Genomic DNA, 24,681 nt, shown 5'->3' on the forward strand with positions numbered 1-24,681 from the left:
GGGGGTTTTGAATGCGATTCAAATCGATGCTTGGGCTGCTTGCAGCGGTGCCTGCTCTTTCCTATGCACAAAGCAGCGTCACGCTCTATGGAATGCTCGACACCGGCATGCAGTACCTGAACCACGCGAGCGCGGCCGGCGGCTCCCAGATCGGAATGATCAACGCGGGCTTCTGGCCGTCGCGCTTCGGCTTCCGCGGTCAGGAGGATATTGGCGGCGGCACCACGGTACTGTTCCAGCTTGAGAATGGTTTCGACTCGACCAGTGGTGCACTGGTGTCATCCGGCACGCTGTTCAACCGGAGCGCGCTGGTCGGCGCAACGAACAACAGTTTCGGTACGCTCACCGCCGGCCGCCAATACAGTGTGCAGTACGACAAGACCCTGTACTACGATCCGACTGCGCTCGCGTCGTATTCGATCCTTTCGATCAATCCGATTCCATTGACGACCTTGCGTCTGAACAATTCGGTGAAGTACCTGTCGCCGACGCTTGCCGGATTCAATATCGAGGCGATGTACGGTTTCGGGCAGCAACTGGCCGGCAACACGCTGGCTGGCCGCTATATCGGCTCTTCGCTCGAGTACGGTCTGGGTCCTTTCGCCATGCGCTTCGTGTACGAAGAGAGCCGCGGCACGGTGGGCACCGGAATCGATCAGTCGGGGCTCGCCGATCGCCGCTACAGCCTCGCGGCGCGCTGGTCGGTGCCGAACAGCTATATCGTGTCGGCGGGCGTCACGCGGGTCGGTGGAGACCTGCAATTGACGCCTCGCGGTACTGTCTACTGGGCCACCGGCGGCGTGTGGTTATCGCCGGAACTCAACATCGACCTGACGGCGGGCCGGTACGACTATCAGGGCAAGGGCCAGCATTCACAGATGCTGACGACGAGCGGCCGCTACTTTCTGTCCAAGACCACTTACCTATACGCGAATGTCGGCTACATGGCCAACCAGGGCGACGCTGACCTGAGTATCTACAACTACGCGACAACCCAGGCCGGAAAGAACCAACTCGGCACGTCGGTGGGCATCAACAAACGTTTCTGAACATTGCATCCGGCAACCGGCGGCTATTGGCGGCGCGAGCCGCCGAGCGCCGCCATTCACCGACTTCATAGCGGAGCTACCATGGATTTCGACGATCCCGCCTTCACCATTCCCACTGGTTTGCCTGCGCCGCTCGACCCGCAGATTACGCAGTTCATTCAGCAAATGGCGGCGGAGGGCAGCAAATATCCGCGTCGCGACACCATGCCGATCGACGAGGCGCGGCGGATCGCGGCAAAGGTGCGCGCGCCTTGGGCCGCCGGAGGCCCGGCGATGGCGAATGTGGACGAGCATCGCGTGCCGACCCGACACGGTGACGTGCGCATTCGTGTCTATCGTCCAGCGGGGTGTCGCCAGCCGGGCGCGCTCATATATCTGCCCGGCGGCGGCTTCGTGCTGTTCAGTGTCGATACTCATGACCGACTGATGCGCGAGTATGCCGAGCGTGCCGGCATGATCGTGATTGGCATCGACTACCCGCGTGCGCCCGAAGCGCGATTTCCGCGGCCTCTCGAAGCCTGCATCGATGCAGTGCAATGGATCGGCGCGAATGCGGCGGGGTTGCACATCGGCGCTGGTCCGCTCTTCATCGGCGGTGATTCGGCCGGAGCGAATCTTTCTGTCGGTACTGCGCTGGCGTTGCGCGACGAGGGCGGCGTTGCGCTGGCTGGCCTCGTGCTGAACTATGGGACATTCGGCAATAACCTGTTTCGCAATTCCGTAGTGCGCTACGGAGCGGGCGACTACGGCTTGTCGGCGCACATGATGATCTGGTTCCGCGGCATGTACATCGAACGCGGACAGGACTTCCGCGATCCGCGCTACGACCTGATGCAGGCTGATGTCGCCGGTCTGCCGCCGGTGTGGATGGTCATCACCGAATGTGATCCGTTACACGACGACAGCGTCGCGTTCCAGCACAAGCTGGAGCAGGCTGGCGTCGACGTGCTGGCCAGGACCTATCGCGGCACGGTGCACAGCTTCCTTGAGGCGGTGTCTATTGCCGAGGTGGCCGCAACGGCGTTCGACGATACCGCCCAATGGCTTCATCGAATTGCGGCCCGCACAGCGGGCCGCTGACGATATGAGACCGGTCGACGGGCATCGCCCGCCGCACCGGTGAGATTTTCTGTCCGGAGAGAAGCAAGATGTACATCAAGCCCCCTTATGCCGAGAACGATCTTTCGGTGCAGCATGCGCGCATGAAAGAGTGGAGCTTCGCGACGCTGATCAGCCACTCTAACGCGGGTCTGCACGTTTCACACTTGCCGTTTCTGCTCGACCCACAGCGTGGTCCGCTGGGAACGCTGACTACTCACCTCGCGCGCGCTAATCCACATTGCGACGCCTTGCGCACCGCTACCGAGGCTCTGGTTGTCTTCAATGGCCCCCATGCTTTTGTTTCGCCGAGCTGGTACAGCGACCAGAGAACCTTTCCGACCTGGAACTACGCGGCGATTCATGCGCATGTGCGGCTTGAATGGATCGATGATCCGGCAGCCATCCGTGACATCCTCACGCGCACGGTGGGCACTTATGACACGCCGCTCGGCGGCTCATGGTCATTCGGCGCGATGCCGGAAGATCTCATCGTGCCGCGGCTGCGAGCGATCGCCGGCGTCGAGTTGACGATCACCGGCATTGAAGGCAAGTTCAAGCTGAATCAGGATCGCTCGGCAGATGATCGCCACGGCGTGATCGCCGCGCTGCAGCGACTGGGCACCGCGCAGGACAAGGCACTGGCCCAGCTAATGGCCGACAGGGAAACGCTCCAGCCTTTACCGACTGATTAACGTAACTCGAGGAACGAAGATGGAAACCACTATCGAACCCGGCATCGCATCGCATCGCAACGAAGCGACGCGGAGATGAAGACGCGGCGCGATTTGTCGGCGCTTTATCGGCTCATCGCGCATTTCCGGATGACCGACCTGATCGACACGCACATCAGCGCGCGTGTGCCCGGCACTGACAACTACTTCCTGATCAATCACTATGGGGTGATGTTTCACGAGATGACACCCGACGACCTGGTGAAGATCGATATTGACGGAAAGCCTGTCGAGCCGGGCGACGAAGACAGCCAGCGCGTGAATGCGGCGGGCTTTACCATCCATTCGGCGATTCACTCGGCCCGGCACGACCTCGTCTGTGTGGTACATACGCATACCGCAGACGGCATCGCCGTCGCCTGCCAGCAGGAGGGGCTGTTGCCGATCACGCAGCACGCGCTGCGCTACTACAACCGGATCGGCTATCACGCGTACGAGGGCATCGCGCTGGATCTCGACGAGCGCGAACGGCTTATTCGCAATCTCGGCACGCATCGCGCGATGATTCTACGCAATCATGGACTACTGGCTGCCGGGCGCACCATCGCGGAAGCATTCGTCAACATTCATTTCCTGGAGCGTGCTTGTCAGGCGCAGGTGAAGGCGATGTCGGGTGGCACCCGGCTGACTTTCCCTGCGGCAGAGGTTTGCGAGCGTACGGCGCGTCAGTTTGAGCGTCCGGGCGCTCTCGAGTATTGCGAGCGGGCATTTGCTGCTGCGCAGCGGCTTCTATGAGTATCGGGCCGGAGCGCGCCGCTAGAGCCTTAGCACTTCTGGATGCATCGGCCGCAGCAGGTGGCTGCTGAGAAGTGACGCAGGCAACCGTGCGTTCGCTTTAGGTTTATTTCAACCGACCCGCGGCACCTTTCGGCTCGAGGAGCACCGTGCGCCCCGTTGCGGCGCGCACGACGAGCGCGTGAAAACCTTACGCGCACAAAAGTGACCTTGAAATCGATGGCGCGGAAGAGGCACCTCGGCCCCGGTCGGTTGCCAGGTATTCCTTTGGCGAACATCCCACCGCACGCCTGAACATTGCAGTGAACGCACTCGGGCTGTCGTAGCCGAGTTCGAGTGCGATGGACGTGACCGATGCGCCTGCACCTAGACGAGTGAGCGCTTCAATCAAACGGACCTGCTGGCGCCACATTGAAAAGGTGAGCCCCGTCTCATCCCGGAATAGCCGCGTGAGTGAGCGCAGACTGAGCGCGCCGTGACGCGCCCAGTCTTCCAGATTGCCTTCGTGCCCGGGTTCGTCGACCAGCGCTCTGCAGATCCGCTGCAAGCGGGGGTCGCGGGGCATCGGCAGATGTAACAGCACGGACGGTGCACAGCAAATCTCATCGACGATCAATCCCGTGATTCGGCACTCACGACTGTTGAGCAGATACTCCGATGGCATTTCGATGGCAGCCGATATGAGCTCGGACAGCAGCGCCGAGACTTCGATGACACGACAGTCGCGCGGCAGATCGGGGGAGGCATTGGTCGGAATGTAAAGCGAGCAGTCCGAGACGGGTTGTCCCGGCTCGGAAAATCGGCCTGAAAACCGATGCCGCACACCGCTGGGAATCCACACGGCCTTGCGTGTCGGGATAAGCCACGACCTGCCCGGTATCTCGATGGAGTAAAGCCCACGAACGGCAACCAGCAACTGCCCCCAATCGTGCTCGTGAGCGGGCGTCGAATCGACAGGGAGCGGACTCGGATGCTCCGTCAGCATCACGGAAGTAATTGCACGACCATGTTGGTGTTGGATCATTGGGGAGCTTCCTTTCACCGCGTCGCAGTGCTTATTGACAGAGGATAAAGTGATTCAGGAAATTATCACATTGGTCAAAAATCATGACAATCAGTAGCTTCCCTGCGCGAGCGATGGTTTGCCATATGTTCCAGGCTGACCACGGTCGCGTCCGGGCATATTGAATGATGGCCAGATCTCGACAGCGATTGACGCGATCCAACGGGTAGCGGGAAAGGAGACTCGATACATTGCTGCATCGATAGTCCTTGTGCGCGATTTTCGGCATGGCTCTTAAGCAAGACGCTAGAAAGGCCGGAGTTTCGATGTATTTCAAGCCAATTTTTTCCGACAGGCGACGCCGAAATGCAAGACCTGATTGATCGGACGTGGACGTGGTTGGGATGTAATTCTGTAGTCCCGGTTCACCATGCCATTGATAACGTATCTCTCTGAGAGCTATATATGCAGTTAGATGATCCCGCGTTCAGCATCCCTACCGGAGCCCCCTCGCCGCTGGATCCGCAGATGCGTGAGTTTTTGAATCGCATGAGCGAGGGCTATCGACGCTTTCCGCGCTGTGACACGCTGACGATTTCCGAGGCGCGCGAGGTCGCGGAGCAGGTGCGCGCGCCGTGGGCCGCTGGTGGCCCTTCAATGAGTCGCACCGTTGAACATCGCGTGCCTACCCGTCACGGTGATGTACGAGTCCGCATCCACTATCCGGCGGGGCGGTCGTTGCGTGGTGCACTTGTGTACCTCCACGGTGGAGGATTCGTGCTCTTCAGCATCGATACACATGATCGTCTGATGCGCGAGTACGCCCAACGCGCCGGCATCGCGGTGATCGGCGTTGATTACACGCGCGCGCCGGACGCGCGGTTTCCTCGCCCCCTCGATGAGTGCGTGGATGTTGTCCGCTGGGTGGCGGATCAAGCCGCGGTACTGGACGTCGACGCGACGCAACTCTTCGTCGGCGGGGATTCCGCCGGGGCGTCGTTGTCGATGGGCGTCGCACTGACGCTGCGCGATGCAAACGAACACCTGCTCAAGGGATTGGTGCTGAACTATGGCAGCTTCGGTACGAACCTGTACCGGAACTCAATGGTGCGATATGGAGCGGGCGACTACGGCCTTTCTTTGCATGACATCATCTGGTTCCGGGGACTGTATCTCAGTAAGGGGAGTGACTTCGGCGATCCGCGCGTGAACATTCTGAACGCTGACCTGAGTGGCCTACCGTCTGTTTGCATGGCGGTCGCGGAGTGCGACCCGCTGTGCGACGATAGTCTCGAGTTAGAGGACAGGTTGCTGGCCGTGGGTGTCGACGTGACAGCGCGGACTTATCCGGGCACGGTACACAGCTTCCTCGAAGCTATCTCAATCGCCGAGGTCGCGGCCCGTGCGCTGGACGATACCGCACTCTGGTTACGGAGCCGGTCAGACGCATGTTAAAAACAGGAGTTTGGAAATGTCCGAAATAATTGCTGGGAGACCGGACGAGACGGCCGTCCCGTATCAACATCCACAGCCCGACTTTATGTCGCCTGATCTTGTCCACCCGAGGGTCCTCAGCGAGTGGTTGGCGGACGATAAGCTATGGGTGCCGATTACTGGATCGGTTGCGTTCAAGCCTTTGCTTCTGAACGCGAGTCAGGGGTATTTCGTCACGTTATTGCGGGTGCGCCAAGCGGGCGTGCTGTCCCGGCACCGGCATGCCGGCCCAGTCCATGCGCTTGTGCTCAAGGGTCGCTGGTACTACCTCGAACACGATTGGGTGGCGGAAGAGGGTTCCTATGCGTATGAGCCTGCCGGCGAGACGCATACGCTGTACGTTCCACCTGAGGTCGATGAAATGATCACGTGGTTCCACGTCACTGGTGGTTACACCTATGTTGATCCTCAGGGACAAGCATTGGCGTACGAAGACGTGTTCACGCGGATCGAGACAGCCAGACGGCATTATGAGGCGATTGGCCTTGGTTCCGACTACGTGAAGCAGTTCGTTCGGTAGCCGTTTTCGTCCAGCGCGCAGCGAGCGTGCAGGGGAAAGTCCCAAGATAATTAAATACTACTGATGAATAAACCTATAGCGATCGTGACGGGCGGCGGGACAGGAATCGGTCGCGCTGTTGCAGAAGAGTTGCACCGAAGCGGCATGCGAGTCCGGTGCCTTGGAATTGACGTGGATATTGACGTGCCCGGCGAGTTGGAATTCACGAAAACCGACGTCACCGTACCGGATGCGGTGAGGGTCGCACTCGCAGATCTAGACAAGGTGGCGGTCCTGGTGAATGCTGCAGGCATCATCAAGCACGAAGGACGGGAGTTCACCCCGGAGGGCTTCCGCTCCGTTCTTGACGTGAATCTGTGCGGAACACAGATCCTGATCAGTGCGCTACAGGAGCGTTTAATCGCATCAGCGGGCGCGGTGGTTAATGTCGCTTCAATGTGGAGTTTCTTTGGCTCGGAAAAAAATCCGGCTTACGCCACAAGCAAGGCTGGCATTGTCGGGCTGACGCGCTCCTATGCCGTCGCGCTTGCGGCCCGCGGCGTAAGGGTGAATGCCGTGGCGCCGGGGTGGATCCGCACGCGATTGTCGGTCGCCGCGCTCGACGATCCCTCGCGAAGTGACGCGATCATGGCACGGTTGCCTATGCGACGTTGGGGTACGCCGAGCGAAGTCGCGAGAGTAGTTCGCTTCTTGTGCTCGGAGGAGTCACAGTATGTAACAGGTGTGGTTCTTCCGGTAGATGGCGGGTTCAGTGTCGCTTGATACTCGGCTCGGCTGGCTGTGCCGGCCGAGCGGCGGGCGCTGTGAGGCGAAGCCAGCGCAAAAGCCAGAGTGCGACCCTGCGCCTTTTGTATTCTGGAACCGGTTGCCGTGCCAGATCGGACCGACTGCAGTCGGCTTCACTGGCCCGGTGCGCGGATCCGAAGGCTGTTTCGTACCTCGCGAACGCCGCTAACGCCCTGTGCTGTGGTTACGGCGAACTGGACCTGGTCGCCCGCGGGCACCGTGCCGCCCAGCAGAATCGAGCCATTTTTCGCGGAGACGACGATATTGGTCGAATCCAGATCTTTGACCTTGACGAGCGCACGCCGAACGTCCTTGGCGAGCAACCGATTGGCCTTGCGCATTGCCTTTGGACTCGATGGCGCGCTTGCTGTGACAGGCGCGCTGGCGGTGGCGTCACTGGCCTGGTTTTGCGCCCAGGCGCTTGCCGTGCCGAGGGCGAGCAGTGAACAAATCGCAGTCGTGATGAGGTTAGTCTTTTTCATATTTTCTCTTCCTTTCCTGAGGTTGATGACTCGCTGTGCGGCGGGGTTGTTGATTAGAAAGCGTGGTGGATATTCCACAGGACTCGGAGGCGTGCCGCGTACTTCATCAATTCAGGCTGCCCAATGCCTTGGCGCGGCTCGATCGAGGCGGTTGACTATCGCTGCGGAATGATGGGCACCAGCAGATACGAAGACATGCTGTTACCCGCATGCAGCGTGGTTCGTCCCGCAAAGACCGACGGCGGCCGATCCTCCGGATCGTCGTGCAGGAATGGTCCGCAACCCTTCATCGGAAACTTCACGTTCGACAACTGCGTGGCAGCCCCTTCGTACTCGTAGTCCTTGCCCCGAACCGTCAGTCCGATTCGCCAGCCGACAGGGACGACGATAGAGGTGGGCCAGATCTCGATGTCCAACTCGACAGGCTTGCCCGGCTCAAGTGGTTGTCTCGATCGGTGGGCATGGAGCGGGCGCCACTCAAGCGTGCGCTTCGGATCCAGTTCACGGCGGGACGCACGCAGCCAGCCTTGCGCTACTGGCGTATGCGGGTCGAGTGCATCCTGGAATACGACCTCCTTTCCTTCGGGGTTGTAGAGACCGACAACGAGGAAAAGGTCGGCGTCGGGCGTCGTCGAGGAAACGAACACCTTGCAGGCCAATGGCCCCGTAATCTCCGTCTCTTGCTCGAACGGAGCGGACATGAAGCGGACGCCGTCGCCCATTGCTTCGAACGTGGCAGTCGATGTCCCGTCGGCCGCCTCGGGCGACAACTTCTGACCATCGAGGTCCAGATATAGTTTGGTCCACTGGGTATTCGCAAGCGGCCACTCGTGCTCGGCGCGCTCGACGAACTTGTCGACATGCCGGACATGGAGCAGTACTGGTGGCCGTTCTTCCCAGCCTGTCTCTTTGCCTTTCAGATACTGGTCGAAGAACTGTTTCTGCAGGCCGACGCCGTAGCGGGTATAGAACGAAGTCCAATGTTCGCCGCCGTGAATCTCGAGCCATTTCTGGGACGAACCGGCTTGCAGGAAGCCTTCGATGTTGCCACGCAGGTGCAGCCCCTGGCCTCCCCAATTCGCTGCGGACAGGACCGGAACCTGCAGTTGTGATAGCTTGGCCCGGCGTTCTTCGAAGAATTTGTCATCGAAACGATGGTCGGCCGCATGCCGGGACATGTCGCCTCGGTTGGTCTCAAGTTCTTCTTCGGTCAGGTTCACATCGCCGCAGACGAATTCGCCGGTTACGCTACTGCGAGGGCCCCGATCTCCTCGGCCATGCTGGACGGTCTTGACCTGGATTTCCTGCCAGTTCTTCCCGAAGGAACATAGTCTTACTGTGTCACATATTCTCCAGGCCACCGCTGCAATGAATGGTGCAAGCGTTGCGTGAGCCGTAGTCCGAGCAAGATACGCAACGTAGTGATGGAGTCAGGAACGTGACGTTGTGCGCGCTGGACTGCCGCGTGCGATGTAATCCGCGGGAAGCGCAGGCAGCGCGCGTTCAATGAAGTTTTTTTTATCGCCGCTACCTGATCCCATCCTGAGTCTTTGGGCCATCAGAAACCCATATGCGGCGATACTCAGCGTGGCGTGGTGGTGAAAGCCGCGCCAGCCGCGACCTTCGTAGTGACCCAGTCCGAACTCCTGCTTCAGGTCCTGATAATCGCGCTCGATACGCCAGCGCATCCTGGTCACCAATACGAGTTGTTCAAGTGTCGCCTCCCCGGGAGCGGTACTGAGAAAGTACTTGAGCGGCTCTGTATCTCCCTCGGGCCATTCGACGAGTAGCCACTCTTCAGCGCGCTGGGTACTGCGCCAATAGTCCTGATGAGCGGGACGAACCCGCACGGCGGCAAAGCGTGAGGAGAGTGCCGCGTTGCTGCCTTCTCTCCAGCTTATGGTCTGCCAGGCATTCGCGGGTAATTGCATGGCCAGCGCCTTGAGCGCTTGTGGTTCGTGGCCGGGCGCACGACGCAGCAGTGTAGGTGGCTTGCCACGCCCACTCCATGGCCTGGGCGGCAACGGTGCCGTACCTCGTGCCCATACTGAGGTGCCCGGGCGAATCCCCACGGCGTATAACAAACCCAGTTCGCTTATCCCTTCCCGAAAGGCCGTTTCATCACCATATCCTGCATCGGCCAGCACGATACCCGGCACAATCCCGGATGCAATCGCCTCGCGCAGTTGGGCCAATGCGATCTGTGGTTTGGTTGCGAAGGCCTGATCGTCAGGAATGCCCGCACGACGGGCACGTTCCCGATCGTCAAGCCATTCCTTGGGGACATACAGTTGCCAGGCGATTGGCAGGCTGCCGCGTTGCGTCGCGATCGATAAACTCACTGCAACCTGACAGTTGTCCTGTTTGCCGAGCTGGCCACAATACTGGCGCGCCACCCCCACCGAGTGGCGGCCCTTCTTTGGAAAACCCGTGTCGTCGATAATCCAGTAGTAGCCGGCTTCTGCAGCCGCATGCACGTCCAGCGCCGGCATCACCCACTCGCGCACCCGCTGCATGATCGCCTTGTCCGACCACTCCGCCCTGGCAACAAAATGATGGAGCGACTGATGCTTCGCACTCGCGTGAAGCGGATCAATATGCGCGGCCATCGGTTCGACGCTCTTTCGTGACAGTGGCATCACCAGACCGGAACAGTAGCCTTTAAGGCCGGCGTGGCGATCACGCGTGCCCTAATTCCTGGGCCAGATGGTTGAGATACACGTCAAATTCATCGAGATCGTTTGACATTGCAATACCCCGTAGTCGCGATTACTTCATACTGCCAGGTATCGCTTTTAGTTGACACAGTAAGACTAAAGAGCCCGATCCCGGAAACAGCGCGGAATCAAATTGTAGCCCGCCTTGCGCTCCTTCGGTCGCGGCGCTTCGCCCTGATTCGTCCTCGGTGGCGAGCCCGATGCGCGCCGGTCATCACGCTGCGCCTGGATCACCTGCGCCATCTGCAGCGCGTGACCCAGCCGCTTGTTGTCGACCACGGCCGCCTGATCAATCTCCGAGAGCCGGTCATACGGCACACAGGGCAGGGCAGCGCCATTGACCCGGACCTCGATGCGCCCGTCCGGATACGCGAACACGTCCAGATAACTGTGAATGAGGCTGCGGTTTGCCACCGTGTCTTCAAGCAGATAGATCACCCGAATTAGTAAGGACTTTCCCGATCTCGTGGCGTCGCGATATGCAAGGATTGTTGGTGCTGGGCAACCCATCTGAGAAGGGGAAAGTCATGGACAAGATTACTCGTATCGGCGTGGATCTGGCCAAGAACATCATCCAGGTACACGGCGTGGACTGCATGGAACGCGTGGTGATCAGGAAAGCAATCTCGCGGCAGAAGTTTCCCGAATGGTTTGCCAACCTTGGGCCTTGCCTGGTCGCAATGGAAGCGTGCAGCGTAGCACGCTACAGGGCGCGCAAGCTGCGCGCGCTCGGCCACGAGGTTCGCCTGATCGCGCCGCAGTTTGCCGTGCCATACCGCAAGGGCGGCAAGCACGTGAAGAACGACAGGCTGGATGCCGAGGCCATCGGCATCGGTCCGCTCACCGCGTCGGCTGCGGTGGCCACTGTTGGCGATGCGCGTGTGTTCAAAAATGGTCGCCAATTTTCCGCGTGGCTTGGCTCGATGCCCAAGCAGGCGAGCAGCGGCGGCAAGAACCGACTGGGCCGCATCACCAAACAGGGCAACACGTATCTGCGCACGCTGCTGTTTCAAGGCGCACGCTCGGCCGTAACGAGCGGCTCTGGTGCAAATAGCGGAGCTTGTCGAGCAAGTTGGTTTGATAGGATGCCTCACTGAGCCGAGAGGACCGCATTCCAAACCGCAGGCACAGTGAAATCCTTGAGGCGCAGTTGGGTGAGGCTAAATTGTCATTTGCGAATGCGATGCATCAATTCAACGCCCGCCAGCGTGATCGCGGCGTTCTTGAATTGCTTGAAACCAAGCATGACGTTCGTCCTTGACTTGATGTTGCGATGGTCTTGCTCGACCTGGTTGTTCAGGTACTTCGAGGACCGGACCTTGGTGTCTTCGGGAAGCACGCCGTCTTCCTTCATCTCACGAACCGCGCGATGCGAAGCCGCGGAGCCATCGAGCGTGATGGTTTTCGGCGGGTGGCCCTGATGCTTGATGGCCTTTCTTGAAAAATGCTTTTGCTGCGGCCACGTCGCGTTTGGCGCGGAGCATGAAGTCTACTGTCTGGCCTGCCCGATCCACCGCTCGATAAAGGTAGACCCATTTGCCACGCAGTTTGATATACGTCTCATCGACACGCCATGACTGGCCGGTGGGCGTGCCAAACCGGTTCCAGCGTTTGACGAATTCGGGCGAATAGCGCTTCACCCAACGCAAGATCGTGGTGTGCGCCAGCGACAGTCCTCGCTCGGCCATCATTTCCACCAGATCTCAGCAAGCTGAGCTTGTAGCGCAGGTACCAGCGAACACACAGGATGATCACCTCGCGATCAAAGTGGCGCCCCGCGAACAACTCCTCCAGACTCTTAAACTTACTCATCGTAGGCTCTCAAATTCGTTCAGCCCGAGACTGTAACCGTTTCGACCACGCTATTTGCACCAGAGCCGGATGCCGCGGGTTGTTCTTAACTCGCTGTCGGTTGCTGCACGCCTAAACTGAAGTCGCAGCAACGCCGTGCTACGTCGGCAACCACGTGCCCCAGCGCGGAATGTGATTGCTTCTGAAAAATCGCGTCGTAGCGAACCATCGGTGCAGGAGGGTTGGTCATCACGATCTGCATGAGCCGGTTCTGGATTTGCTGCCTGAAAAGTTCGACCGGCAGCAAGCTCACGCCAACCCCGGCCGCCACGAGGCCGCCTACTACCACCGCATTGTTGCCGCCGCAAATACGCTCAGGCTCGACGCCCGCACTTTCGAAGCTCCTGGAGCTCAGGATCGTGATGATGGATGCCGGAATTTGCTCGATGACCGGAACAGTGCCCAGTTCGTGCAGCGACACTGTGCGCTTGCTGTCGAACATGCCGGGACGGCAGAACCAGGCGAAGCGGGCACTCCCGAGCATCACGCGCTCGACTGATACGTGCAGCTCTGCCTCGGGCAAAATCGCGAAGTCGAGGCGTCCATCAATCACCCGCTCTTGCAGCGGCCCGGACATGTCGACATGGGGTTGCAGGATGAGATTTGGAAAAAGCTCGCGCATCTGCTGGAGGAACGCTGGGAACCACGTCAATGCAACCAGTTCGGTCAGACCGATGTGTAGCACGCGGGCAATATGCCGGTCGGCGTCCTGATAGGCTTCCAGTCGCCCAATGCTGTCCAGCAAGCCTTCGCACAGCGTGAACATCTCGCGTCCTTTCGCGGACAACCTTGCTTTCTTGCCGCTCCCTTCAAACAAACGTGCTGCGGACTTTGCTTCGACATCCTGCAGGCGCTTGGTCGCCGCGGACTGCGTGACATGGAGCTTGTCGGCCGCCCGCTGAACGGTGCCGAGCTTCGCTACCCAGTAGAACGTCTCGATCTGCTTGACGGTCAGCATCGTTATTCAGCCTCGTTGACGAGCGATTCGCGTGCGCGTGCGTCCTGATAGCGCATTCCATAATCACACATCACGCGCGCGAGGGTAATGACCTTGCGGTGGAACGGTGTCAGCGCGTCTTGCCGCGCAACAGCGACATAGCGCACCGGCGGCATCACCGGTGTCACATGGACGGCACGCAACAGACCCAGCGTCACGAGTTCACCGGAGATGGCGTCTGGCAGACAAGCGATACCCAAACCGGCGCTCGCCATGCCGCCAAGCGCCGCGAAGTTGTTGCAGGTCAGAATGCTGCGCGGTTGCATACCGTTGCGCTCCAGCCAATTGCTCATGACATGTCCCACCGCCGAGTCCGCAGACTGCGACAGCAGCGTCAACTGGCCGAGTTCCGATACGGCGAGCCTGCGCCGCTTGAGGCTGAACGTGGGACTGCAGAACCAGCCGTTACGCACGTTGGCGAGCGGGAACCTCACCATGTCCGCCCAGCGTGGCGTGTCGGGCACGATGGCCAGATCCAGCTGCGCCAGTCTGAGCTTTTCGTAGAGTTCCACAGCGACGCCACCCACCTCCAGTTCGACATCCACCAGCGGATAGGTAGAACGCAGTGCATTGATGAAGCCAGGCAACCAGGTCAGCGCGGCGAGCTCAGTCACGCCCAGCCTTAACGAGCGCCGCAATACTTTCTCGCTCGCATACTGACTCAACAGGGCATCACGTTGCTGAAGAATCGCGCGCGCCTGCGAGAGTATCTCGAGACCGTCGACGGTCAGCCGTGCCGATCGCGAACCACGGTCGAATAGCGGCTTCGGGAACCGGCTCTCCAGCTCGCGAACGTGGCGCGACACACCGGACTGAACGCTGCCGAGCTTGCGCCCGGCCGCCTCGAATGAGCCCATATCCGCGATTGCAACCAGTGCTTCGAGTTGCAGGAAAGTGATCTGGTGTGCCACGCGGCCCCTCTTAAATCGATCTCATTTTGGAATGGATAAGTATGCACAAATATCTCTTTATTTGGAATTTTTTTCGGCCAAGAATACATTCTCCAAGTCCCCTTGCAATGCAGATCGAGCACATCAACAGCTCGCGGTTGCGCTTTGAAGCACCTGTCTACGGAGATCGCATGAAATCGTCTAACAAACTAGCCGCGGCATTGCTTGGCTTCACCCTGACCCTGCTTACGGGTACAGCACAGGCAGACCAGCTTGCAGTCATCAAGGCGCGCGGAACGCTGGTATGCGGGGTACTGGCCAACTTCGAGCCATTCGGCTTTCAGGATCCGGCGTCTCGGGAGATCGTTGGTTACGACGTCGACTACTGCAAGGGCGTCGCGAAGGCTTTGGGCGTCAAGCCGCAGTTGCAGGTGGTGTCGATGGAGGCCCGCATTCCGGAACTGCTGCAAGGCCGTGTCGATGTACTCGCCGCGGTGCTCGGCTACTCCCCGGCGCGCGCCGAACAACTCACATTCACGCACCAGTACTACGTCGCCAAGCAGGTCATTGCCGTGAAGACAGGTGGCCCGTTCAAAGCGCGGGACGATCTCGACGGCAAGCGGGTCAGTACGATCAAAGGCTCCAGCAATATCGCCATCATGGGGCGGGTCATGCCGAGCGTGCAGCTCGTCAGCTATGACGACTCGCCGTCGGCTTTCCTGGCCATGGTGCAGGGCAAGGTCAATGGCTTTGTCGTCTCCGAACCCATCATGCATCGCTTTGCCGCGAAACTCGGTCACGACACCAATGTAGAGGCGCTGTCGCCGCCGGTGGGTCTCGAATACTGGGGACTCGGTATCAAGAAGGGCGAGCCAGCGTTGCTCGACGCGGTGAACAACGCGCTGGACGGAATGGAAAAATCAGGCGAAGCACAGCAGATTTTCGATAAATGGCTTGGCCCCAACACGATCTATCAGCTGCATCGCGATTTCAGGATCGGGTCGATCAAAGGCTGACCTCCATGTCGTTCTGTGTAACGGGGATTACTCATGTTAGCGCATCTCAACTTCTCGAGCATCTTCACAGATCAGAATCTGAAGCACCTCATGTGGGGATTGCAGTACACCGTGTTGCTCACACTGACGAGTTGGCTGCTTGCGGTCGCGCTCGGCACGGTGCTGGCGACGCTGCGCGCGATAGGTAACCCGTTTATCGAGAGGGTCGTCGCCGGCTACGTTGCCTACCATCAGAACGTGCCGATGCTTGCGCAACTGTTCCTCTGGTATTTCGGGTTTCCAACGCTGCTGCCGGAAATCGTGCAAGGATGGATTAACGCCCATGGGGGCGAATTCATTTTCGCGTCGATTGCCATTGGCCTGTGCATGGCGGCGTACTACTCGGAGGATATTAGAAGTGGCCTGCGGGCAGTACCGGCTGGTCAACTTGAGGCTGCCCGCTCGCTGGGTTTGAGCTTTCCGAAGTCGATGCGTTACGTGATCCTGCCGCAAGGCTTTCGCATCGCCATGCCGCCGTTCATCAATCATACGGTGGTGCTCTTCAAGAATACGAGTCTGGCGATGGCGATCGGGGTTGCGGAGTTGACATACACGGTACGCGACATCGAGAACCAGACGTTTCAAACCTTTGAGATCTATCTCGTTGGAACGGTCATCTACCTGGCCATTTCATTGGGTCTGATGGGCGTGGGCGCGGCGATCACGCGCCGCACCCGTATCTTGGCGAAATAAGCGATGCTCGACATACTCATCCACAACGCGCATTTCCTGCTGCTCGGGCAATATCCGAACGGCCCGGTCGGTGGTCTCGCGCTCACGCTGATTCTCGCGCTGCTCGGTCTCGTTTTTGCCTTTCCGCTTGGCCTGCTGTTGGCGTTATGCCGGGTCTCGCCCTACAGGGTGTTGAGCGTGCCATCGACGGTGCTCGTCTATATCGTGCGCGGTGTGCCGCTTGTAATGCTGGTGTTCTGGAGTTATTTCCTCGTGCCGGGCCTGATCGGCCATCTGGTGAGCGCATTTACGACCATGGTCGTCACGCTGGTGATCTATCAGGCGGCCTACCTGAGTGAGATTTTCCGGGCCGGCATCGAATCCTTGCCCAAAGGGCAGACCGAGTCCGCACGCTCGCTCGGGATGAGTTACGGTGCGACGATGCGTCACGTGATTCTGCCGCAAGCGCTGTACAACATGCTGCCGACTATTCTCAGCCAATGCGTATCGACGGTGAAGGACACATCGATAGGTTATGTGATCAGTGTCCAGGAACTGACGTTTTCGGCCCAGCAGATTAACGCCCAGCTTCTTACACAACCGTTCCAGGTCTTCTTCATTCTCGCGCTGACCTACTTCGTGGTGTGCTACACGCTCACCCAATGCGCGCACGTCATGGAACGTCGCATCGCGCATCGGCGTGCCTCAGGAAAAATGCAAAAAGTCAGGAGCGTCATCAATGATTCAATTCTCCAAAGTTAATAAGTGGTACGGCGAGTATCAGGCGCTCGTCGACGTCACTGCAGAGGTGAAGCGAGGCGAGGTGGTGGTCGTGTGCGGCCCTTCCGGGTCGGGCAAGTCGACGCTGATCCGTACCGTCAACCGCCTCGAGGAGATTCAGGGGGGCGGGATCACGGTCGACGGAACCAGCGTCCATCAGGCTTCGTTGAACCTGAACCGGTTCCGCACCCGTATTGGCTTCGTGTTTCAGCAGTTCAATCTGTTTCCTCATTTGTCGGCGCTCGACAACGTGTGCCTCGCGCCGACGAAGGCGGCCGGAAAAAGCCGCGCGGAGGCGAAGCGGCAGGCATTGGCACTGCTCGATCGCGTGGGTTTGGCCAGCAAGGCGAACTCATATCCGCAGCAGTTGTCTGGAGGGCAGCAGCAACGCGTTGCGATCGCTCGCGCATTGGCAATGGAGCCGCCGGTGATGCTGTTCGACGAGCCGACGAGCGCGCTTGATCCTGAGATGGTTGGCGAGGTGCTCAGCGTCATGAAATCGCTTGCCAGAGACGGGATGACGATGATGTGCGTGACCCACGAGATGGGATTCGCGCGCGAGGTGAGCGACAGCGTCTGGTTCATGGATCGCGGCGCGATTCTCGAGGTGGCCGATCCGCAAACGTTCTTCCGGTCTCCGCAGCACCCGCGCGCGCAGGCATTCCTGTCCGACTTGCGTCACTAGCCACGCATCATCGATACGAAGCCGCTCACCGACGAGATTCATGCCGGCGAAGCGACCTCGGTATTCCTAACTATGACTCTATGACAACGAGCAACATGATTAATCCAATTGCCGAGGACCTGGTGCCGGCGGTTGCAACACCTTGCTTTGTGGTGATGGAAGACCGCGTTCTGCACAATCTAGCGGTCACCGCACTTGCGTGCGGCGGCGTTGAGCGCCTGATGCCGCACGTGAAGACTCACCGCGCGGCGTGGCTCGTTTCGTTGCTGCTGGCCAATGGAGTCCTCGCTTTCAAAGCCAGTACGCTCGCGGAGGTCGAAATGGTGCTGACCGCGGGCGCCACACGCGTCACCTGGGCGTTTCCCACTGTCAATCCGCAAAACATCGGCCGCTTCATCGAATTGGCCCGGGCATTTCCGAAGGCCGAACTCACGGGCCTGATTGATTCCCGCGAGGGACTGGACGTATGGACGCGGCTACTCGACGGCGCTTTGCCTTCGGTTCGCCTACGTATCGATCTCGATCCCGGAATGGGGCGCACAGGCGTGGCGATGGACGAGGCAGCGCTCGAACTCGCGCGCGGGGTGGAGGGACTTGGTCGGCTTGCGGGGTGGCATGTTTACGACGGCCACATCCGGGGCGCGTATGACGAGCGCAAAGCCGAAGTGGAGAAACTTGCCGGCACGCTGGAGTTTCTGCAGTCTAGCCTGCGCGGAGACGGCATCGATGTCGACGTCGTCGGCGCATGCAGTTATACGTTCGACCTGTGGCCGCGCTCTGTGATGCAGTACGTGTCGCCGGGCACCTGGGTGTATTCGAACGCCCAGCACTTGAGGGAGCTATCGCATCACAACTGGGTTGCGGCCGGGTTTGTATTGACAACCGTTGTTTCAACGCGCAATGGCACGTCGACATTGGACGCCGGCAGTAAGGCGATCTCACCTGACAAACCGCTGCGGCAGCGTTTTGACGGCGTCGGCGAGATCGTGATGATGAACGAAGAGCACACCGTGATCCGCAGCGAGGCACTTCACACCGGCGACAGGCTGTTGCTGATCCCGGAGCACACGTGTACCACCGCCTACCTGTACAGCAATGCCCTGGTTCGATCTCTTGACGGACAGTGGGAATACCGCGATCAGCTCGGCAACGAACGTTCTGTTGTCGCGTTGACGCGGTGACTGCCAAAAGGCGAGTACATGCGGACCCTGTCCGTACTCCTCCCAACTTGAGACCTCACACATGACCGAATCAAGCAAGCAACCGTCCACGGGCGGACACTACAGTCTATGGCGCCGCGCAGGCGGACTGATTTTCGTGGCGGGTCAGGTTCCGCGAGATCCTGAGCGAAACATTATTGGCGACACGCTCGAAGAGCAAACGACCGCGGTGCTCAACAATTTGCGTCTTGTCCTGGAAGACGCCGGCACTGATTTCAGCCGACTTGTTCGCGTCCAGGTGTATCTGTCGGACATCAGCGAATTCCAACGCTTTAACACCGTATACGCCCAGGTGATGGGCACTGCCGCCCCCGTACGAACCACTATCGGGTGCGCTTTGAATGGCGTGCGTATCGAAATTGATGCTGTTGCGGAACCCGGTGACGCACCGATCCGCCCAGCGGTAAATAGTTAACCGGTTTCTCACAGGGAAAGAGGATGGACCTACAGTTAAAAGATAAGACCGCTCTCGTGCTTGGCGGTGGTGGCGGTCTTGGTGGCGTCATCTCGCGAACGCTTGCGGCCGAGGGCGTTCGCGTTGCCGTTGCCGATATTGATCTGGCGGCAGCCGAAACGACCGCAAAAGCAGTGAGAGAGGCGGGCTCCCATGCCATTGCGCTTCAGTGGGATCTTGGAGATCTGTCTGCCGTGGACAGTCATGTCGCCCGGATCGAGGACGAACTGGGCTCCATCGACATACTGGTGAACAATACCGGAGGCCCTCCGCCGACGCCGGCGCATGGACAGGATGCAGCACTGTGGCGCGAGCATTTCGAGAGCATGGTCTTGTCGGTGGTATCCATCACCGACCGGGTGCTTCCGGGAATGCGCGAACGTGGTTTCGGCAGGGTGATCACTAGCACCTCATCGGGTGTTGTCTCGCCTATACCGAATCTCGGGTTGTCGAACGCACTGCGCATGTCTCTCGTCGGCTGGTCGAAAACACTGGCGCGGGAAGTCGGTCGCGATGGCGTTACCTGCAACATCGTGCTGCCCGGACGTATTGCCACCGATCGCATCCGCTTCCTTGACGAGGCCAAAGCCATGCGTGAAGGGCGATCGGTCGAGGACGTTGCTGCCGAGAGCACTGGGTCGATTCCGGTGGGGCGCTATGGCGAGCCGCAAGAGTACGCAGATGTGGTGACCTTCCTTGCGAGTCCTCGGGCTTCATACATTACTGGCTCGACAGTCCGGATCGACGGCGGCCTCATCGCCAGTACCTGATCACTTTTTTTGGGGAAACGCCAAACCATGACCATCGACTCACTTCCGCTCGACGAAAAAATCGTTGCAACCCTCTCGGGCGTATCTACGGCCACGCTTACGACGGTCCTGCTCAAGCATGGTCTTCGCAACGTATGGCTTCGCGGTACCCGACCGATAGCGGAAGGTCAGCGACGGCTCGTCGGCCGTGCATTCACGCTCCGTTTCGTGCCGGCCCGGGAAGACCTTGCGACCCCCGCTTCGTGGGGCTCGCCCATTTCAACCCGCGCGGCTATTGAAGCAATGCCACGTGGCTGTATTGCCGTAGTGGGCGCACTGGGCGTAACCGATGCGGGAATCTTCGGCGACATTCTCTGCGCACGGATGCACAAGCGCGGAGTCGCAGCGCTTGTCACGGACGGCGTGGTTCGGGATATTGCGGGCGTGCTGAATACCGGCCTTCCAGTCTGGTGTCAGGGTACCGCATCGCCACCCTCAGTGGCCGGTCTGACGTTTGTCGGCTGGCAGGAACCTATCGACTGCGGTGGCGTCGCGGTATTTCCAGACGACGTAATCGTGGTCGACCGGGATGGCGCTGTGCTTATTCCGGCCGCGCTTCTTGACGAGGTTGTTGCCGCGTCGGTCGAACAGGAGCGACTGGAAAACTGGATCATGAGCGAGGTCGAAAACGGCGCTGCTTTGCCAGGCCTCTATCCGCCGAATGAGGCAAACCGGGATCGCTATGCAGCGGCGAATATTTCATCGGGCAGTGCGTCGAACGTAGGTGAGTAACGCGTAGTAAAAACGAGGTCTTACATATCCCGGCTCTGTCAAGTTGATGGGGAGGCGGCGATAGAATGAAGTGATGAAGAAAACGATATCGCTTTATCGCGGTCACCGCTTCCCTGCCGTCGTCATCAGCTGCGCGGTTCGCTGGTATTTCCGGTTCAGCCTGAACCTGCGCGACATCGAGGAGTTGTTGCTCGAGCGTGGTGTCGTGATCACGTACGAAACGATCCGTTGCTGGTGTTGATGTTCGTTAATTCAGGGAGTGGACGAAAAGTTGGGGAGGGCGGCTTTCAGCTTTGATTATTTCTGGCGATCTGAAGTGAGGAAACCGTTTGGCGAAGCAGGCCCTCAGTCTTCAAGATACGCACCTACTCGTAGGCCATCATCGGTTCTGTGCGCGAGTTGTTTCGCGAACTTGGAGTGGGAAAACTTGCGCATAGTCGAACGTGCCGCGCGATACTTCGTACAAGATTTGTGCACGGTGTTGTTCAGCTCGTTTCAGGTTAGCGGCTGTAGGCGGCAACGGGATTGATTCGCGCCGGCGCTTGCCTTCGTACTGGAACGTGATTTCGACGCTGGTTTCAGATTTTGGCTTAACGCCACGCCCGTTTCGCCCCATTCTGAAAATCCCTCTGTGCTTATCATGACACGGCCATCAGGCGCTTTGCGCCAGAGTTGGTTCTCGGGCCAGACACGGTCCTCAATTTTGCGTCGGATCTGGTCCAGCGTCTGCCCGGGTTGCCCTATGAAGGAACGATGTTCACCCAGCGACTATCGTCGCATCCGAAGATGGGAGCACGAGAACATACTGGAAACCATGCAGCGACGGCTCGACGGGAAGCCCGATGCAATGACCATCCGCCGAAGTACTGTCGAGCATGTCTTCGGTACGCTCAAGCGTGCGCGCAAGTGAAGACGTGATCTGGAGGTAGCGCCGTTTCCGGATCAGTTAGTCTTGACGCCGGGCGCACGCACTATTCGGTCGGTCTGTACAAAAGGACTTCACATCCGGGCGTCGCGTCCTTGAAACGGATCGACATGCCGTGCATGCCGGCCACCGCCAGCACAAGGCTCAGGCCAAGCCCGCTGCCGGGTGTGTGACGGCTCGCCTCACCGCGATAAAAGCGCCGCAGCACGGCTTGCTGTTCGGCAGGCGCAATGCCCGGCCCGTCGTCCGAAACGGTGACGCCTGCGCCGGTCTTGTCGCGGAACACGGTGATCCGAACATGCCCGCCGTGCGGTGCGAACTTGATGGCGTTTTCCACCAGATTCGCCAGCGCCTCAAATAGCAGGTTCGGATCACCCTGGATATCGAGCGGTCCTGATACCGTTCGTTGCAGCTCGAAGGCGATCTGCTTGTCCTCGGCAGTCGGATCATAGAACTCGAAGACGTCGTCGGCAACGGCAGCCAGATCGACCGTCGTGAATCCCGCGCGGCGCACACCGCTCTCGATTTCCGAAATACGCAGCAGCGCGTTGAAGGTGCGCAGTAACCCACTGGTCTCGACGATGGTTTCATCGATTGCCGCGCGATACTCCGTTTCGGTTTTGGCGCGGCGCTGTGCACGTTCGAGTCCGCCGAGCATCCGTGTGAGCGGGGTGCGCAGATCGTGCGCAATCGCATCGCACACGCCTTTGACCTCGTTCATGAGCCGTTCGATTTCGTCGAGCATACCGTTCACAACGCCGACGAGGCGATCCACGTCGTCGCGTTTCGAATGCACCGGCAGACGCCTGCTGAGATTGCCGGCGACGATTTCTTCGATCGAGGCGGTCACCGCATCGAGCCGCCGCATTGCGGAAATGCCGATCAGGCTCGCCCCGACCAGGCCGATCACGAGCGTGATCATGGCGGTGGAAAGCAGCGCGTGCAGCAACTCTTCGTCGAAGTGGTCAAGCTCACGGGTGTTCTGGCATTGCAACGCAATGCGGTTATCCGGCACGCGCGCGGCGATGCAACGGCCGGGCGGATGACCGGGCAGCTTCGCGAGACGCATGGAGAACGGTTTGTCGAAGACCGGGATGGCCGGCTGATCGCCCGCGTAACCGCCGGCAAGATGCTTTCCGGCGGCGTCGAACAGACCGAACGGGCGCTGACGGCGCGGATCGAACTGGTTTTGATGTTCGAATCGCGCGATCAGTTCGTCCGGCTCTTCGCGTTGCAACTGTGCATGCTCGCGAAGCAGCCAGTCGTCGATGCGCTCCTGTTCGAAGCCGGTGATCTCGCGGTACAGATAGCCGAACAACAGTATCGCGATCACGCCGAACAGCATCAGAAACAGCGTGGCGAGGCGAAAGCCGGTGGTGCGATGCAGTTCAGTCAGGCGCATGGAGCATGTACCCCGAACCGCGCACGGTATCGATCATAGGAGCCGTCCCGTCCGGGTCCAGCTTCTTTCTCAGGCGGCTGATGTGCACGTCGATCACATTGGTCCGCTCGTCGAGCCGGTAATCCCATACCGCCTCGAATAACATGGTGCGGCTCACCACCTGGCCCTCATGCTGCATCAGGTATTCGAGCAGCCGGTATTCGCGTGGCAGGAGCGGGACCGGACGACCGGCGCAGCTCACTTCGCGCTTGAGCGGGTCGAGACGCAACGGGCCGACCTGATATTCCTGCACACCGGGCGCCGCTTCGCGCCGACGCATCAGCGCGTCGAGCCTTGCGGTCAGCTCGATGAATTCAAACGGCTTGGTCAGATAATCGTCGCCGCCTGCGCGCAGACCGCGCACACGTTCGTCGACCGCGGAGAGCGCGCTCAGAATCAACACCGGCGTGAGCACGCCGGCGCTGCGCAACGCTGCCAGCATGCCGAGCCCTTCGAGTCCGCCGGGCAACATGCGATCGAGCACGATAGCGTCATAATGGTTGGCGACCGCAAGCATCAACCCGTCGCGGCCTGTGCTCGCAGTCTGCACCTTGCAGCCGTGATCGGTCAGCGCTTCAACGATCTCCGCGAGGGTTTGCCCGTCGTCTTCGACGACCAATACGTTCGACATCCGTTTTTCCAGAAGTAAGCGCGCGGTGAACCTGTGCGAGCCGGTCATTTACACTACGCATCGTACCTACGATGCACCGAAGTATGCCGCGCGAAGCTGCACAGGCGTTTCGCGCCAACATTAAAAATTTTTAATGTTGGCCCTCATCAACCGGTTTAGCACATGCGAATCCTGCTGGTCGAAGACGATATGCGCGCCAGCCAGTTCCTGGCGCGCGGCTTGAGCGAGAGCGGTCTCATTGTCGACACCGTGGCGGACGGTGCAACCGGGCTCGCCTACGCGCGCGAGGGCATTTACGACGTGATTGTGACCGATCGGCTCCTGCCGGCGCTCGACGGCATCGCCCTCGTGCAGCAATTGCGCGCGGGTGGCGATACCACGCCGGTGCTGATGCTGTCCGCGGTGGGTGGGCTGAACGAACGCGTTGAAGGCATCCGCGCGGGTTGCGATGATTACCTCATGAAGCCCTATGCCTTCGCCGAAGTGCTGGCGAGAGTCGAGGCGCTCGCGCGGCGTGCGGATCGCCGGAGGATGAGCGAGCGGCTCGAATGCGCGGATCTGGTGCTGGACACCCGGGCGCGAACCGCGACACGCGGCGGCCGCGATCTGCGTCTGCAGCATCGCGAATTTCTATTGCTCGAATGCCTGGCGCGTCGGGAAGGCCAGGTGGTGACGCGCAGCATGCTACTCGAGGCGGCGTGGAATTACGATTTTGAACCGCGCGGCAATATCATCGATATGCACGTGCATCGGCTGCGGGCGAAGGTGGATCGCGATTTTCCCGTGGCGCTGATTCATACCGTGGTGGGTGCGGGTTATGTGCTGAACCCGGCGCCGTAGGCGGCTTTGGGTGGACGTGAATAGCCTCGTGGTGGCGCGTTCCCACGGCGTGTTGCGGCACATTAAATTTTTTTAATTATT

At 59.7% G+C, this 24,681-nt stretch carries 25 protein-coding genes and 5 pseudogenes; 19 read left to right on the forward strand and 11 right to left on the reverse strand.

Translation table 11 applies throughout. The features are described from left to right. Positions 1 to 11: 11 nt before the first annotated feature. The 4 genes from ACUN0E_RS08545 (at position 12) to ACUN0E_RS08560 (ending at position 3,616) form a co-directional block, all read left to right on the forward strand. Positions 12 to 1,049, forward strand: a complete 1,038-nt coding sequence (locus tag ACUN0E_RS08545) for a porin (RefSeq protein ID WP_445566285.1) — start codon at positions 12 to 14, stop codon at positions 1,047 to 1,049. An 81-nt stretch (positions 1,050 to 1,130) separates the two neighbouring features. Beyond that, complete coding sequence (locus ACUN0E_RS08550) at positions 1,131 to 2,129, forward strand: alpha/beta hydrolase (protein WP_445566286.1); 999 nt, start codon at positions 1,131 to 1,133, stop codon at positions 2,127 to 2,129. Positions 2,130 to 2,197: 68 nt separating this feature from the next. After that, positions 2,198 to 2,842 (forward strand): FMN-binding negative transcriptional regulator, encoded by a 645-nt coding sequence (locus tag ACUN0E_RS08555; RefSeq protein WP_445566287.1) that lies wholly within the window; start codon positions 2,198 to 2,200, stop codon positions 2,840 to 2,842. Positions 2,843 to 2,890: 48 nt separating this feature from the next. After that, entirely contained in the window at positions 2,891 to 3,616 is a 726-nt protein-coding gene (locus ACUN0E_RS08560) for a class II aldolase/adducin family protein (protein WP_445570404.1), read from the forward strand. Positions 3,617 to 3,806: 190 nt separating this feature from the next. On the opposite strand, the gene ACUN0E_RS08565 is transcribed toward ACUN0E_RS08560, so the two are convergent. Then, positions 3,807 to 4,640 (reverse strand): AraC family transcriptional regulator, encoded by an 834-nt coding sequence (locus ACUN0E_RS08565; protein WP_445566288.1) that lies wholly within the window; start codon positions 4,638 to 4,640, stop codon positions 3,807 to 3,809. A gap of 444 nt (positions 4,641 to 5,084) precedes the next feature. Between ACUN0E_RS08565 and ACUN0E_RS08570 the strand changes: the two genes are divergently transcribed. From ACUN0E_RS08570 to ACUN0E_RS08580, 3 genes are all read left to right on the forward strand, one after another. Further along, on the forward strand, positions 5,085 to 6,074 hold the full coding sequence (locus ACUN0E_RS08570; protein ID WP_445566289.1) for an alpha/beta hydrolase fold domain-containing protein: 990 nt from the start codon (positions 5,085 to 5,087) through the stop codon (positions 6,072 to 6,074). Positions 6,075 to 6,090: 16 nt separating this feature from the next. After that, positions 6,091 to 6,633, forward strand: a complete 543-nt coding sequence (locus ACUN0E_RS08575; RefSeq protein WP_445566290.1) for a 2,4'-dihydroxyacetophenone dioxygenase family protein — start codon at positions 6,091 to 6,093, stop codon at positions 6,631 to 6,633. A 63-nt stretch (positions 6,634 to 6,696) separates the two neighbouring features. Continuing rightward, entirely contained in the window at positions 6,697 to 7,395 is a 699-nt protein-coding gene (locus ACUN0E_RS08580; RefSeq protein ID WP_445566291.1) for an SDR family NAD(P)-dependent oxidoreductase, read from the forward strand. A 137-nt stretch (positions 7,396 to 7,532) separates the two neighbouring features. On the opposite strand, the gene ACUN0E_RS08585 is transcribed toward ACUN0E_RS08580, so the two are convergent. From ACUN0E_RS08585 to ACUN0E_RS08600, 4 genes and pseudogenes are all read right to left on the reverse strand, one after another. Further along, the gene (locus ACUN0E_RS08585) at positions 7,533 to 7,901 is read right to left on the reverse strand and encodes a BON domain-containing protein (protein ID WP_445566292.1); all 369 of its coding nucleotides are present in this window, start codon (positions 7,899 to 7,901) and stop codon (positions 7,533 to 7,535) included. 155 nt (positions 7,902 to 8,056) lie between these two features. Further along, on the reverse strand, positions 8,057 to 9,121 hold the full coding sequence (locus ACUN0E_RS08590; protein WP_445566293.1) for a CocE/NonD family hydrolase C-terminal non-catalytic domain-containing protein: 1,065 nt from the start codon (positions 9,119 to 9,121) through the stop codon (positions 8,057 to 8,059). A gap of 210 nt (positions 9,122 to 9,331) precedes the next feature. Next, positions 9,332 to 10,649 (reverse strand): annotated as a pseudogene (locus tag ACUN0E_RS08595) (IS701 family transposase). A 65-nt stretch (positions 10,650 to 10,714) separates the two neighbouring features. Beyond that, the gene (locus tag ACUN0E_RS08600) at positions 10,715 to 11,056 is read right to left on the reverse strand and encodes a hypothetical protein (protein ID WP_445566294.1); all 342 of its coding nucleotides are present in this window, start codon (positions 11,054 to 11,056) and stop codon (positions 10,715 to 10,717) included. A 380-nt stretch (positions 11,057 to 11,436) separates the two neighbouring features. On the opposite strand from ACUN0E_RS08600, the pseudogene ACUN0E_RS08605 reads away from it, so the two are divergent. Further along, positions 11,437 to 11,649 (forward strand): annotated as a pseudogene (locus ACUN0E_RS08605) (transposase); the annotation flags it as partial. Between the two features lie 59 nt (positions 11,650 to 11,708). Here ACUN0E_RS08605 and ACUN0E_RS08610 read toward each other — a convergent pair. The 3 genes and pseudogenes from ACUN0E_RS08610 to ACUN0E_RS08620 all read right to left on the reverse strand — a co-directional run bounded on the left by ACUN0E_RS08610 (position 11,709) and on the right by ACUN0E_RS08620 (position 14,377). Continuing rightward, positions 11,709 to 12,430 (reverse strand): annotated as a pseudogene (locus tag ACUN0E_RS08610) (IS6 family transposase). 85 nt (positions 12,431 to 12,515) lie between these two features. Next, complete coding sequence (locus tag ACUN0E_RS08615) at positions 12,516 to 13,427, reverse strand: LysR family transcriptional regulator (protein WP_445566295.1); 912 nt, start codon at positions 13,425 to 13,427, stop codon at positions 12,516 to 12,518. A gap of 2 nt (positions 13,428 to 13,429) precedes the next feature. Next, positions 13,430 to 14,377 carry a LysR family transcriptional regulator gene (locus tag ACUN0E_RS08620; protein WP_445566296.1) on the reverse strand — a complete coding sequence of 316 codons (948 nt, stop codon included), beginning with the start codon at positions 14,375 to 14,377 and terminating at the stop codon, positions 13,430 to 13,432. A 170-nt stretch (positions 14,378 to 14,547) separates the two neighbouring features. On the opposite strand from ACUN0E_RS08620, the gene ACUN0E_RS08625 reads away from it, so the two are divergent. The 9 genes and pseudogenes from ACUN0E_RS08625 to ACUN0E_RS08665 form a co-directional block, all read left to right on the forward strand. Beyond that, positions 14,548 to 15,372 carry an ABC transporter substrate-binding protein gene (locus ACUN0E_RS08625; RefSeq protein WP_445566297.1) on the forward strand — a complete coding sequence of 275 codons (825 nt, stop codon included), beginning with the start codon at positions 14,548 to 14,550 and terminating at the stop codon, positions 15,370 to 15,372. Positions 15,373 to 15,405: 33 nt separating this feature from the next. Continuing rightward, positions 15,406 to 16,104, forward strand: coding sequence for an amino acid ABC transporter permease (locus tag ACUN0E_RS08630; RefSeq protein ID WP_445566298.1), 699 nt, complete (start codon positions 15,406 to 15,408; stop codon positions 16,102 to 16,104). A 3-nt stretch (positions 16,105 to 16,107) separates the two neighbouring features. Then, a complete protein-coding gene (locus ACUN0E_RS08635) occupies positions 16,108 to 16,845 on the forward strand; it encodes an amino acid ABC transporter permease (RefSeq protein WP_445566299.1) in 738 nt (245 codons plus the stop codon). Next, positions 16,823 to 17,548, forward strand: a complete 726-nt coding sequence (locus ACUN0E_RS08640) for an amino acid ABC transporter ATP-binding protein (RefSeq protein WP_154561609.1) — start codon at positions 16,823 to 16,825, stop codon at positions 17,546 to 17,548. The genes ACUN0E_RS08635 and ACUN0E_RS08640 overlap by 23 nt, the downstream gene beginning before the upstream one ends. Positions 17,549 to 17,628: 80 nt before the next feature. Then, the gene (locus ACUN0E_RS08645) at positions 17,629 to 18,729 is read left to right on the forward strand and encodes an alanine racemase (protein WP_445566300.1); all 1,101 of its coding nucleotides are present in this window, start codon (positions 17,629 to 17,631) and stop codon (positions 18,727 to 18,729) included. A gap of 61 nt (positions 18,730 to 18,790) precedes the next feature. Then, positions 18,791 to 19,183, forward strand: a complete 393-nt coding sequence (locus tag ACUN0E_RS08650; protein WP_445566301.1) for a RidA family protein — start codon at positions 18,791 to 18,793, stop codon at positions 19,181 to 19,183. A 23-nt stretch (positions 19,184 to 19,206) separates the two neighbouring features. Further along, a complete protein-coding gene (locus ACUN0E_RS08655) occupies positions 19,207 to 19,992 on the forward strand; it encodes an SDR family oxidoreductase (protein ID WP_445566302.1) in 786 nt (261 codons plus the stop codon). Positions 19,993 to 20,019: 27 nt separating this feature from the next. Further along, positions 20,020 to 20,763, forward strand: coding sequence for a ribonuclease activity regulator RraA (locus tag ACUN0E_RS08660; protein ID WP_445566303.1), 744 nt, complete (start codon positions 20,020 to 20,022; stop codon positions 20,761 to 20,763). A 73-nt stretch (positions 20,764 to 20,836) separates the two neighbouring features. Next, positions 20,837 to 21,001, forward strand: a pseudogene (locus tag ACUN0E_RS08665) (IS6 family transposase); the annotation flags it as partial. Positions 21,002 to 21,142: 141 nt separating this feature from the next. Here ACUN0E_RS08665 and ACUN0E_RS08670 read toward each other — a convergent pair. Beyond that, the gene (locus ACUN0E_RS08670) at positions 21,143 to 21,379 is read right to left on the reverse strand and encodes an Arm DNA-binding domain-containing protein (RefSeq protein WP_408240275.1); all 237 of its coding nucleotides are present in this window, start codon (positions 21,377 to 21,379) and stop codon (positions 21,143 to 21,145) included. 99 nt (positions 21,380 to 21,478) lie between these two features. Here ACUN0E_RS08670 and ACUN0E_RS08675 point away from each other — a divergent pair. Further along, positions 21,479 to 21,658: pseudogene (locus ACUN0E_RS08675) on the forward strand (IS5/IS1182 family transposase); the annotation flags it as partial. Between the two features lie 76 nt (positions 21,659 to 21,734). On the opposite strand, the gene ACUN0E_RS08680 reads toward ACUN0E_RS08675, so the two are convergent. After that, positions 21,735 to 23,090, reverse strand: a complete 1,356-nt coding sequence (locus tag ACUN0E_RS08680; RefSeq protein WP_445566304.1) for a sensor histidine kinase — start codon at positions 23,088 to 23,090, stop codon at positions 21,735 to 21,737. Continuing rightward, a complete protein-coding gene (locus ACUN0E_RS08685) occupies positions 23,077 to 23,760 on the reverse strand; it encodes a response regulator transcription factor (protein ID WP_408240281.1) in 684 nt (227 codons plus the stop codon). Before ACUN0E_RS08685 ends, ACUN0E_RS08680 begins: the two co-directional genes overlap by 14 nt. A gap of 162 nt (positions 23,761 to 23,922) precedes the next feature. Between ACUN0E_RS08685 and ACUN0E_RS08690 the strand changes: the two genes are divergently transcribed. Next, positions 23,923 to 24,600 carry a response regulator gene (locus ACUN0E_RS08690; protein ID WP_445566305.1) on the forward strand — a complete coding sequence of 226 codons (678 nt, stop codon included), beginning with the start codon at positions 23,923 to 23,925 and terminating at the stop codon, positions 24,598 to 24,600. Positions 24,601 to 24,681: the final 81 nt, after the last annotated feature.

The organism is Paraburkholderia sp. D1E (genome assembly GCF_052682275.1).

Bases quoted from the DNA above. Each gene is read 5' to 3' on its own strand.
- ACUN0E_RS08615 (WP_445566295.1), bottom strand. From the start codon at position 13,427: ATGCTGACCGTCAAGCAGATCGAGACGTTCTACTGGGTAGCGAAGCTC.
- ACUN0E_RS08655 (WP_445566302.1), top strand. From the start codon at position 19,207: ATGGACCTACAGTTAAAAGATAAGACCGCTCTCGTGCTTGGCGGTGGT.
- ACUN0E_RS08690 (WP_445566305.1), top strand. From the start codon at position 23,923: ATGCGAATCCTGCTGGTCGAAGACGATATGCGCGCCAGCCAGTTCCTG.
- ACUN0E_RS08550 (WP_445566286.1), top strand. From the start codon at position 1,131: ATGGATTTCGACGATCCCGCCTTCACCATTCCCACTGGTTTGCCTGCG.
- ACUN0E_RS08545 (WP_445566285.1), top strand. From the start codon at position 12: ATGCGATTCAAATCGATGCTTGGGCTGCTTGCAGCGGTGCCTGCTCTT.
- ACUN0E_RS08570 (WP_445566289.1), top strand. From the start codon at position 5,085: ATGCAGTTAGATGATCCCGCGTTCAGCATCCCTACCGGAGCCCCCTCG.
- ACUN0E_RS08630 (WP_445566298.1), top strand. From the start codon at position 15,406: ATGTTAGCGCATCTCAACTTCTCGAGCATCTTCACAGATCAGAATCTG.
- ACUN0E_RS08565 (WP_445566288.1), bottom strand. From the start codon at position 4,640: ATGATCCAACACCAACATGGTCGTGCAATTACTTCCGTGATGCTGACG.
- ACUN0E_RS08625 (WP_445566297.1), top strand. From the start codon at position 14,548: ATGAAATCGTCTAACAAACTAGCCGCGGCATTGCTTGGCTTCACCCTG.
- ACUN0E_RS08670 (WP_408240275.1), bottom strand. From the start codon at position 21,379: ATGGGGCGAAACGGGCGTGGCGTTAAGCCAAAATCTGAAACCAGCGTC.
- ACUN0E_RS08650 (WP_445566301.1), top strand. From the start codon at position 18,791: ATGACCGAATCAAGCAAGCAACCGTCCACGGGCGGACACTACAGTCTA.
- ACUN0E_RS08645 (WP_445566300.1), top strand. From the start codon at position 17,629: ATGACAACGAGCAACATGATTAATCCAATTGCCGAGGACCTGGTGCCG.
- ACUN0E_RS08660 (WP_445566303.1), top strand. From the start codon at position 20,020: ATGACCATCGACTCACTTCCGCTCGACGAAAAAATCGTTGCAACCCTC.
- ACUN0E_RS08585 (WP_445566292.1), bottom strand. From the start codon at position 7,901: ATGAAAAAGACTAACCTCATCACGACTGCGATTTGTTCACTGCTCGCC.
- ACUN0E_RS08580 (WP_445566291.1), top strand. From the start codon at position 6,697: ATGAATAAACCTATAGCGATCGTGACGGGCGGCGGGACAGGAATCGGT.
- ACUN0E_RS08640 (WP_154561609.1), top strand. From the start codon at position 16,823: ATGATTCAATTCTCCAAAGTTAATAAGTGGTACGGCGAGTATCAGGCG.
- ACUN0E_RS08575 (WP_445566290.1), top strand. From the start codon at position 6,091: ATGTCCGAAATAATTGCTGGGAGACCGGACGAGACGGCCGTCCCGTAT.
- ACUN0E_RS08635 (WP_445566299.1), top strand. From the start codon at position 16,108: ATGCTCGACATACTCATCCACAACGCGCATTTCCTGCTGCTCGGGCAA.
- ACUN0E_RS08680 (WP_445566304.1), bottom strand. From the start codon at position 23,090: ATGCGCCTGACTGAACTGCATCGCACCACCGGCTTTCGCCTCGCCACG.
- ACUN0E_RS08555 (WP_445566287.1), top strand. From the start codon at position 2,198: ATGTACATCAAGCCCCCTTATGCCGAGAACGATCTTTCGGTGCAGCAT.
- ACUN0E_RS08685 (WP_408240281.1), bottom strand. From the start codon at position 23,760: ATGTCGAACGTATTGGTCGTCGAAGACGACGGGCAAACCCTCGCGGAG.